The organism is bacterium (genome assembly GCA_030019025.1).
In the GTDB taxonomy this organism is placed as follows: Bacteria; Hydrothermota; Hydrothermia; order UBA1063; family UBA1063; genus UBA1063.
Genome location: JASEFR010000035.1, coordinates 6,555 through 15,780, shown reverse-complemented (window position 1 = coordinate 15,780; position 9,226 = coordinate 6,555). Strand labels below are relative to the sequence as shown.

Annotated in this window: 8 protein-coding genes; 7 read left to right on the top strand and 1 reads right to left on the bottom strand. The window is 38.7% G+C overall.

Annotated features, from left to right (window positions below; genetic code table 11):
* Positions 1-282: prepilin-type N-terminal cleavage/methylation domain-containing protein (locus QMD82_07960; GenBank protein ID MDI6851849.1), on the bottom strand; the 282-nt coding region annotated here is incomplete at its 3' end.
* A 147-nt stretch (positions 283-429) separates the two neighbouring features.
* On the opposite strand from QMD82_07960, the gene QMD82_07955 reads away from it, so the two are divergent.
* The 7 genes from QMD82_07955 to QMD82_07925 form a co-directional block, all read left to right on the top strand.
* Positions 430-1,077 (top strand): DUF47 family protein, encoded by a 648-nt coding sequence (locus QMD82_07955; protein MDI6851848.1) that lies wholly within the window; start codon positions 430-432, stop codon positions 1,075-1,077.
* Entirely contained in the window at positions 1,074-2,540 is a 1,467-nt protein-coding gene (locus tag QMD82_07950; protein ID MDI6851847.1) for an inorganic phosphate transporter, read from the top strand. The genes QMD82_07955 and QMD82_07950 overlap by 4 nt, the downstream gene beginning before the upstream one ends.
* A 36-nt stretch (positions 2,541-2,576) precedes the next feature.
* Positions 2,577-4,880, top strand: coding sequence for a DNA translocase FtsK (locus QMD82_07945; GenBank protein ID MDI6851846.1), 2,304 nt, complete (start codon positions 2,577-2,579; stop codon positions 4,878-4,880).
* Between the two features lie 14 nt (positions 4,881-4,894).
* Positions 4,895-5,362: a ferritin family protein gene (locus QMD82_07940; GenBank protein MDI6851845.1), complete on the top strand. Its 468-nt coding sequence runs from the start codon at positions 4,895-4,897 to the stop codon at positions 5,360-5,362.
* 65 nt (positions 5,363-5,427) lie between these two features.
* The gene (gene metG, locus QMD82_07935) at positions 5,428-7,440 is read left to right on the top strand and encodes a methionine--tRNA ligase (protein ID MDI6851844.1); all 2,013 of its coding nucleotides are present in this window, start codon (positions 5,428-5,430) and stop codon (positions 7,438-7,440) included.
* Entirely contained in the window at positions 7,440-8,309 is an 870-nt protein-coding gene (locus tag QMD82_07930) for a hypothetical protein (protein ID MDI6851843.1), read from the top strand. The genes metG and QMD82_07930 overlap by 1 nt, the downstream gene beginning before the upstream one ends.
* A 70-nt stretch (positions 8,310-8,379) precedes the next feature.
* On the top strand, positions 8,380-9,226 hold an 847-nt coding region (locus QMD82_07925), incomplete at its 3' end, for a SpoIID/LytB domain-containing protein (GenBank protein ID MDI6851842.1).

Here is a 9,226-nt window from a genome sequence, read left to right as displayed (position 1 = left end):
GTGACTCCAGACATAAGGTGCTTCTGATGGATCAACGTAACCATTACCATTACCGCTTACCTCTCCTGGCCACCTCGTTCCTGCAGTAGAATCGTCACCGGGATACATACCGTACCTGTCATAGTAAGAATAAAAGCCTGCCTGAATTCCCTGGAAATCTCTCGTTAGCCTTGAAATTCTGGCATTTTCCACAAGTCCCTGTCCCCTTAAGACTATAACAATTATAAGGCCGATAACGATTAACACTATCGCTAACTCAACCAAAGTAAATCCCCTTTTCATCTAAACCTCCTTTATTTCAGATTCTCAAAACTTGTTACAAAGTTAAATATAACACATCTTATTAGAATTGTCAATAATTCTGCACTTTCACTCTCTTGTTTGACTTGATTTTTCATAAGATTTACAATCATTTCTCTGGAGGTGATTATGCTTAGTATCTGGAAGAAAACCAAAGAATTGGAAGGAAAAATCGACACCTACCTCGACTTCTTTATTGAGGCTTCTCTCAATTTTAAGGATGGTTTAATTTTATATCTTAGAAAAAATATAGAAAAATTTGCAGAAAAAGCAAGAAAAGTTGACGAACTCGAGAGCAGAGGAGACTCTTTCCGAAGAGAAATCGAAAATGTAATTTACATGGAGCTTTTAATCCCGGAGTCGAGAGGAGATGTACTTGGAATTATTGAAAATGCAGATCCTGTTTTAAACATTATGGCCCAGGTGATGACTGAGTTCAATATTCAAAGACCAGCCATACCAGATTTTGCCGTTGAAACCTTTGAACTTCTCCTTGAAAATACAGCGTCCTGCGTGTTAGAAATGGCTTCGGCAATCCGAATGTATTTCAAAAACATACAGGAAGTTAGAAACCACATAATATCTGTAATGCACTTTGAGCACGAATGTGACCAACTCGGTAATGAGATCAAGAAGAAAATCTTTGAAGATAACACAATAGAACCCTGTTGCAAAATTCAATTATCAAACCTCATAACATTGGTCCAAACGGTTTCAGACAAAGCAGAGGATGTTTGTGACCGCCTCTCCATTTATGTGATAAAGAGATTAGCATGAACTTTATACTTTTAACTGGCGGACTGGTTCTCGGATGGTCGCTTGGGGCTAACAACACTGCTGATATTTTTGGTACCGCAGTGGGTTCTAAGATGGTAAAACTAAAAACAGCCCTCACCATTGCATCTATTTTCGTGATTTTAGGTGCAGTTCTTCAGGGAACAAATACAACGAAGAGCATAGGAGAGCTCGGAAAAATTAACGCAATTGGTGGGGCTTTCACCGTTTGCCTTGCCACAGGACTGACCGTGATTTGGATGACAAAAGCTGGATTCCTCGTTTCAATTACTCAAGCCCTTGTGGGTGGCATAGTGGGATGGAGTCTCTTTGCCGGAGAACTTGTTAACATTAACTCCCTCACCCAAATAATCAAAGCATGGATCATTTCTCCTCTGATCGCGTTCCTATTTGCCTTTCTACTTTATAAATACCTTCACAGGGTACAGTCAAAAGCGAAAATAAACCTCTTTACAATAGACTATTTACTCAGATTAGCCTTTATCCTTCTCGGTGCTTTTGGCGCTTTCAGTTTTGGAGCTAACAACATCGCAAATATCGTCGGTGCTTACATCTTTTCCAATCCTTTTAAAAATATTTACATAGGGAACTTTGAGATTACTGCTCTCCAAATCCTTCTTTTTGTAGGGGCACTCTCAATAGCCATCGGAATTCTCACTGGTTCGAAAAGGGTTATGAAAACTGTTGGAGAAAAAATTTTAAAACTTTCTCCCTTAGCTGGAATTGTCGTCGTTTTCACTCAGGCCATCGTTCTGCTTCTCTTTTCTTCAGACATTCTGAGAAAAATCCTAATGTTACTTCACCTTCCTACCCTTCCCCTCGTGCCTATTTCAAGTTCACAAGTTGTTATTGGTGCTATGATAGGTATAGGGTTAGCAAGGGGAGCAGGTAGGCTTATAAACTTTAAAGTCCTTAAAGATATAGCACTTGCATGGATCATAACACCCATTTCCGCCGGAATCCTTTCCTTTGTAATGCTATTTTTCACTCAGAACGTTTTTCAGCTCACAGTAAGGCATCCAATTAGGTACACTCTTAGTAAAGCAGCAATTCAAGAAATTGAAAAACTTGGAATTGAAACTACTCCCCTCAAAGCCTTAGAGGGAGAAATATTTGAAAACACAATAAATGCAAGAAGCACCCTCTTAAGACTTGGGAAATATAATAAAGAGCAAATTTACACAATATTGGATTACATGAGAATAGATTCTATTGTCGTGGATACCACCAGGCTTAGGGAAATTAATCTTAAATGGTTTACTCCAGAGGAGATAAACGAGATCAAAAAATTACACGGGAAAGTTTACATACATTCGTGGGAATTTAAGAACGAATTATTAAAAACTCCGGTCTTTAGCAAAAAAATCCTTGATCCGGGAAGCAAAAAAGAGTTTAAAAAAGAGTTTGAACTTCTTGTTTTTTTGTTTAGAAAACCATATAAATGATTTGATAAGTCCTGGCCTTTAGCTTATTATTTATCCATGGAACTTCTGATTCTTCTTTTACTATTTGCCTTCACCGGTTACCTACTATATTTAAGTTCTGATAACAAACTCTTTATTAGCGAACGTATTGCCTCCCTGTTTTTTTCCTTCGGTTTCTTATTCCTACTTATTAGCGTAGCATCGTATTTACCAGAAAGCGAAATTACAAACTGGGGAGGAAAACTCGGTTATATAATTGCATCCATTCTTGTGACAAAAATAGGCTACCTGCTTTCAGCGCTGATTTCCTTAATCTTTTCTATCTATGGCTTCATGGTTTTTTTAAATAGGGCAAAAAAGGAATTTTTATTAGAACTTTTGGCAATTTTCGTCATTCTATTCATCATTTCTTTGTACTTACCCATCCCCCTCTCGGGAAACCTCTCAGTGAGAGTTTCTACATTTCTTTTAAACAATCTTGGCATCGCTGGTAAAATAATTGTTTCCATTCTTTTTATAATAATGTCCTCGTTTATCATAAATGTGCCGCGTCTTTTGAAAAAAAGAAAGAAAGAGAAAGAGGAGATAAAAAGGGAATCTAATAAAGAGAAGGAACCCCCAAAAACGGAGCCAAAGGTAAAAGAGACTTTAACCCAAACAAGCTCAAAATATCAAAAACCCTTACCAACTGCCGATGAAGAGGAAATCGATCCCCATACCCTCATAAATCTTCTTAAACCCGCAGAACCTTTTGATGCCACCGACTCAAAACAGGAACTGGAAAAAAACAAAACTTTAATTGAAGAAAAACTGAGAGAGTTTAATATAGAGGGTAAGGTTGTAAATTACTACCCAGGACCAGTGGTAACGAGATACGAGTACGAACCCGCCCCCGGTATAAGACTCTCAAAAATTTCCTCCCTAGCCGATGACATTGCCCTAAGAATGAGGTCAAATGCAATAAGGATAATTGCACCTCTTCCAAACAAAGGGTTAGTAGGCTTTGAAATTCCAAATAAAAACAGGAAGACGGTGTATTTGAGGGCACTAGTTGAAAGGGCTGAATTTTTCAATTTAGAAACGCCTTTAGCCTTTGCCCTCGGTGTCGACACCGCTGGTAATCCTGTCTATGCCGACCTTTCCAACATGCCCCACCTCCTTATAGCCGGTTCAACGGGGAGCGGAAAGTCAGTGTGCATTAATACTATCATTACCAGTATAATTTTTAGAAATAAACCTGAACAGGTAAGATTCGTTCTAATTGACCCAAAACGAATAGAACTCTCTCTTTACGAAGGAATTCCGCACCTCCTTCTTCCGGTAGTAAAGGATAGAAAGCTTGCGGTGGAGGTACTTAAAAAAGCAGTTAAATGGATGGATTATCGCTACAAGTTGTTTGCAAAAGAAACTGCAAGGGACATCTCCAGCTACAATGAAAAAATGGTCAAATCTGGTGGTGAACCCATTCCATATCTCGTCATTATAATTGATGAATTTGCCGACCTCATTATCACCACAGGAAGAGAAATTGAAGAACCACTGGCGAGACTTGCACAAATGGCAAGAGCGGTTGGAATTCACCTAATTGTAGCCACACAAAGGCCTTCGGTAGACGTTATCACAGGCATGATAAAGGCAAACTTTCCCGTAAGAATTGCCTTTAAAGTTCCAAGTAGAGTTGACTCAAAAACAATCTTAGATGATGGGGGAGCTGAAAAACTATTGGGAAGAGGAGATATGATCTTCATACCTCCGGGAACGTCAGAAAAGGTGAGAATCCACGGGCCACTCATAACAGAGGAGGAAACTAAAAAGATTTCACGAACTCTCACACACCACTATCTTATCAGGACAATTAAGAGCTACTTTGGCTTAGAAGCCCAAAAAGCAGTAGAACTTGTGGAAGAACTCATGGATGAAAACTTATACTTGCCTTTCATTAGAGTTGATGAACCGGGATTAAAAGAGTTGGAAGAAAAAACAACTGAGCTCCTTTGCGAATACTTAGAATTGGAACCACAAATTGTAAAAGAAAAGATGAACGAAATCAGAAACAACTACTACAGAAAAATTCCCGAAATGACTGAGATTCCCTTAGCGGAAACGGAAGAGGAGATTGGTGTGGAAGAAGGTGAATGGGATCCAATGCTTGAAGAAGCGGCAAGAGCTGTTATACTTGAGGGAAAAGCATCAGCAACATTACTACAGAGAAGACTCAAACTCGGCTTTGCGAGGGCAGCAAGAGTAATTGACCAGCTGGAACAGTTAGGAATTATTGGCCCTCAAGAAGGAACAAAACCCAGAAAAGTTCTCATAAAACTTGAAGATTTAGAAAGAATTTTCAAAAAAGAGAGAAATTAAGTAAGGGGGATAACATGTTTACGAAATCAGAGATCATAAACATTGCCATCGCAATTGAAGAAAGTGGATTTGAATTTTACAAAGAAGCAGAAAATATAGTCCCGAAAGACTTAAAAGAAGTTTTTCATTTTCTTTCAAAAGAAGAGTTAAAGCATAAAGAAACCTTTGAGGAAATTCTCAGGGGTCTCAAAGGAAGCAGAGAGATTAGAATAAACGATGAAGACTATGAAGATTATGTAAAAGCTATTGGACAAATTGCGGTTTTCAAAAAGAACAAATTGCAGGAAAAAATAAGAACCCTTGATACACCTGAAAAAATAATTATTTTCGCTATTGAAATGGAAACCACGAGCATTAATTATTACAACTTCCTGCTGGAAGTAGAAACCGAAAAAAACAGGTCTCTGCTAAATCAGATACTTGCTGAAGAGAGAAAGCACTTAGCAACATTAACCAACATACTTGATAAACTGAAAAAGTAGAGTTCTGCCAATTTAAAAATCAAAACACTCTTTGAAGTATTAACAATCCTCTTTATAATAAAGGTATGCAAAGGTATTTAATTACAAGCGCTTTGCCCTACGCAAACGGTCCTTTACACATAGGCCATATAGCAGGGGCTTATTTGCCTGCGGACATATATACGAGGTATCTCAAGCTAAAGAAGAAAGATGCAATCCATATCTGTGGAACCGATGAACACGGAGTAGCAATTACCATTAAGGCAGATAAAGAAGGCAAAACTCCTAAGGAAATAGTAGATTTCTACCATCGGAATATTAAGGAAAGTTTTGATGGCCTGAATATCTTTTTCGATAACTTTTCCAGAACTTCAAAGCCCTTACATCACAAATTATCGCAAGAATTCTTCCTTAGAATTTACGAAAAAGGCTATATTTACAAAAAGGAAATTGAACAGCTCTATTGTCCTAATTGTCAGAGGTTTTTACCAGACAGGTATGTAGAAGGTACGTGTCCATATTGCGGAAATGAAAAAGCAAGAGGAGACCAGTGTGAACAGTGTGGAAGGTGGTTGGAACCAAAGGACTTAATTAACCCCAAGTGTACGATCTGCGGTTCAACTCCTGTTGTGAGAACTTCACACCATTACTATTTCAAGCTAAAAGAATTTGAAAAACCATTAAAAGATTGGCTTTCCTCCAAGACCTACTGGAAGGAAAACGTCCTTAATCAAGCGCTTTCATGGGTAAGGGATGGACTTCAAGATAGAGCTATTACAAGGGACCTTTCCTGGGGAGTACCAGTCCCTCTGGAAGAAGCAAAAGGAAAAGTACTATACGTGTGGTTTGATGCGCCGATTGGTTACATTTCATCAACAATTGAGTGGGCAGAAAAAATCGGTAAACCTGACGAATGGAAAAAGTACTGGCTGGACCCTGAAACGAAAGTCATTCACTTTATCGGAAAGGACAATATCATATTTCACACTCTTATATGGCCGGCTATGCTTATGGCCCACGGAGACTACAACTTGCCCGACAACGTTCCAGCCAATGAATTTCTCAACTTGATGGGTGCAAAATTGTCCACATCCAGAAACTGGGCAATATGGATTCCAGACTTATTAAAGGAATACCCAGCGGACTACATTAGATACGGACTTGCCAACGTTATACCTGAAACGAAGGATTCGGACTTCTCCATTGAAGAATTCCACACAAGGATAAACAGTGAACTTGTTAACAACCTTGGAAATTTTGTGAACAGAACCCTTTCCTTTATCAAAAACTACATGGGAAGAATACCATCAGATATAGAAGGCTTTAAAGATATGGATTTGGAGATTATAAAAGAAATCGAAGAATTACCGGGAAAAGTAGGCAGTTATCTGGAAAACTTTGAGTTTAGAAAAGCCCTAAAAGAAATAATGGCTTTTTCTCAAAAAGGCAATCAGTATTTTGATTACAAGAGACCATGGAGTACGAGAAAAACAGATTACAAGGAGACCGAGAGGACCCTTTACCTCTGCTCTTCAATGGTAAAAGCCTTAAGTATTGTAATTGAACCTTACTTACCCGATTCGGCAGTAAGGATTAGAAAAATGCTCGGAATTTCAGAACTCGGTTTGTCCTGGGAAGACGCAGGTAGCTGGAAATTCTCAAAAGATATCGTGCCCGAGAATGTAGAAATCCTTTACAAGAAAATAGAGCATAAACCAATAAGCGTAGGAGCTGAAATAAGCACAAACCAAGAGAAAAAAGAGGAGAAGCCTATGGAATTTGTAAAATTTGAAGATTTTAAAAAACTGGAAATCAAAATAGGTGAAATAATTTCCGTGGATGACATTCCCGGTGCAGACAAGCTTTACAAATTGCAAGTAAATCTCGGGGACAAAATTGTTGAATTGGTAGCAGGTTTGAAGACAACTTACACAAAAGAAGAACTTCTGCACAAAAAAGTTCCCGTCTTGGTTAATTTAGAGCCCAAAAAGTTAAGGGGCATAACTTCCAACGGCATGATCCTCGCCTGCGACCTCGATGGAAAACCAGTGCTTCTTACACCGGAAAAAGATGTGCCACCGGGCTCGATCATAAGATGATGGGTAAATATAGGAACTTTTTCCTATTTCTCCTTTTCAATTCCTTCCTTTTTGCAAAAGACATTTCCGCAAAACTTGAAGAGTTAATCGCAAAGGGTAAACTCGACCAAGCAGAAAACTTAATTTATCAGACTCAAGCAGAAGGTAATTTTTCCCCTATCATTCAAATCTACCTGGCAAAGATTTATTTCCTCAGAAAAAACATGAAACCAGCTTATGAAACACTCATGGGCATCGAAACTCCGGAGGACAGCAGAACGAGGATAAGGCTTGTCCAGCTTCTCCTTGAATTCGGCGACAGTGCTTTGAGCCTGAAATACAAAGATATGGCTATAAACTCTTATTACAAAGCCTACAAGATTTCACCAGATTTTCCCCTTGGTAGCAGATCAAAATTTATTGCTCAGAAGTTAATGGAGGAGGACAACTACCAGGAAGCCAAAAATTTTTTTGAAAAATACGTTTCAGAAGGAGGAGATTTTGAAGAAATTGCCCAGGAATATATTAAATGTCTATACCTTCTTAGCCAATGGGAGGAAATCATTAAAAACTCGAGCAAAATAGTAAAATATAAGGAAGACGCAGAACTACAATTTATCCTCGGAGAAGCCTACCTTAATTTAGCGAAGGACTACCTGAAAAAAGAGATGTACGAAAATGCCCTCGAAATGCTCGACAAATTCATCCAGTGGGGAATACCCAAAATATATTTGGATGACGCATATTTTTTAAAAGGGCAAATTCTTGAGGACTTTGGAAATACAAAAGAGGCCCTTGAGTGCTACTACAAAGTATTAACGCTGGCTCCACCAAGGTCCATATACGCCAGGAAAGCAAGGGAAAGGATAAGTGTGCTGGAAAATAGGTGATTTAGTAAAAATTCTGCTCTTGGCTTTAGTATTTTTTTCTACCTGCGCCCGACGAAAATCCCTTAAAGAAATGCCATTAGAAGCTGAAAAATTTGAACTCCCACACATTCCTTTCACTTGGCCACCCAAGGAAACTACCATAAGGGTGGGACTCGGTGAGTACAGTGAAGTTTACATGATGTTGGAAGATTCCTTCTATATCTACGAAGGAAATACTCTTAGATACAAAGGTACAAGGTCCCCCCTAAGAGTCACCATAAAAAAGGCTAAACCTGCAAATTTTTACTACTATGTGAGCTATGGGGAGTACGAAACTCTCAGCGAAGCCCTTGAAAAAGGAAGGGAAATAGCTGGAAACGGCATGAAAATTAAAATAAGAGAAATTGGCATGACATTTAAGACTAAGAAAGGGACATATTCAACTATTTCCTACCTTGTTTATCAGGGTCCTTTTGAAAGTCAAAGTGAAGCTCTCAAAAAATCATCATCGCAAAGAAAAACCATATTTAAAGAAGTAAAAACAGCACCATCGGGAACATTGGTTCTTCGTTTTGGTGAGAAATCCTATGAGGCCAATAATATAATAAGGATCATTTCAAAGTCACCGATAAAGGTAATGAATTTTCAAAGAAAAAACCTCTATTATGGGGGAACAGATAGAAAGCCGTTCCTTGCCAGTGGAATTGTGGAAGTAAGACCTTCTAATTCCGGTAAGATATACGTAGTCAACGAACTTCCCGTTGAAGAATATGTGGAAGGAGTTCTGAAAGGAGAGGTACCAATTTCTTTTCCAAAGGAAGCCCTCAAAGCTCAGGCGGTCGCTGCGAGAACGAACGCCATCTCCACGATTAAGAAAAAACTTTCCCTCTTTTCAGAACCCTTTGATGCTACTGCTGATGTTCTAACGCAAAATTACG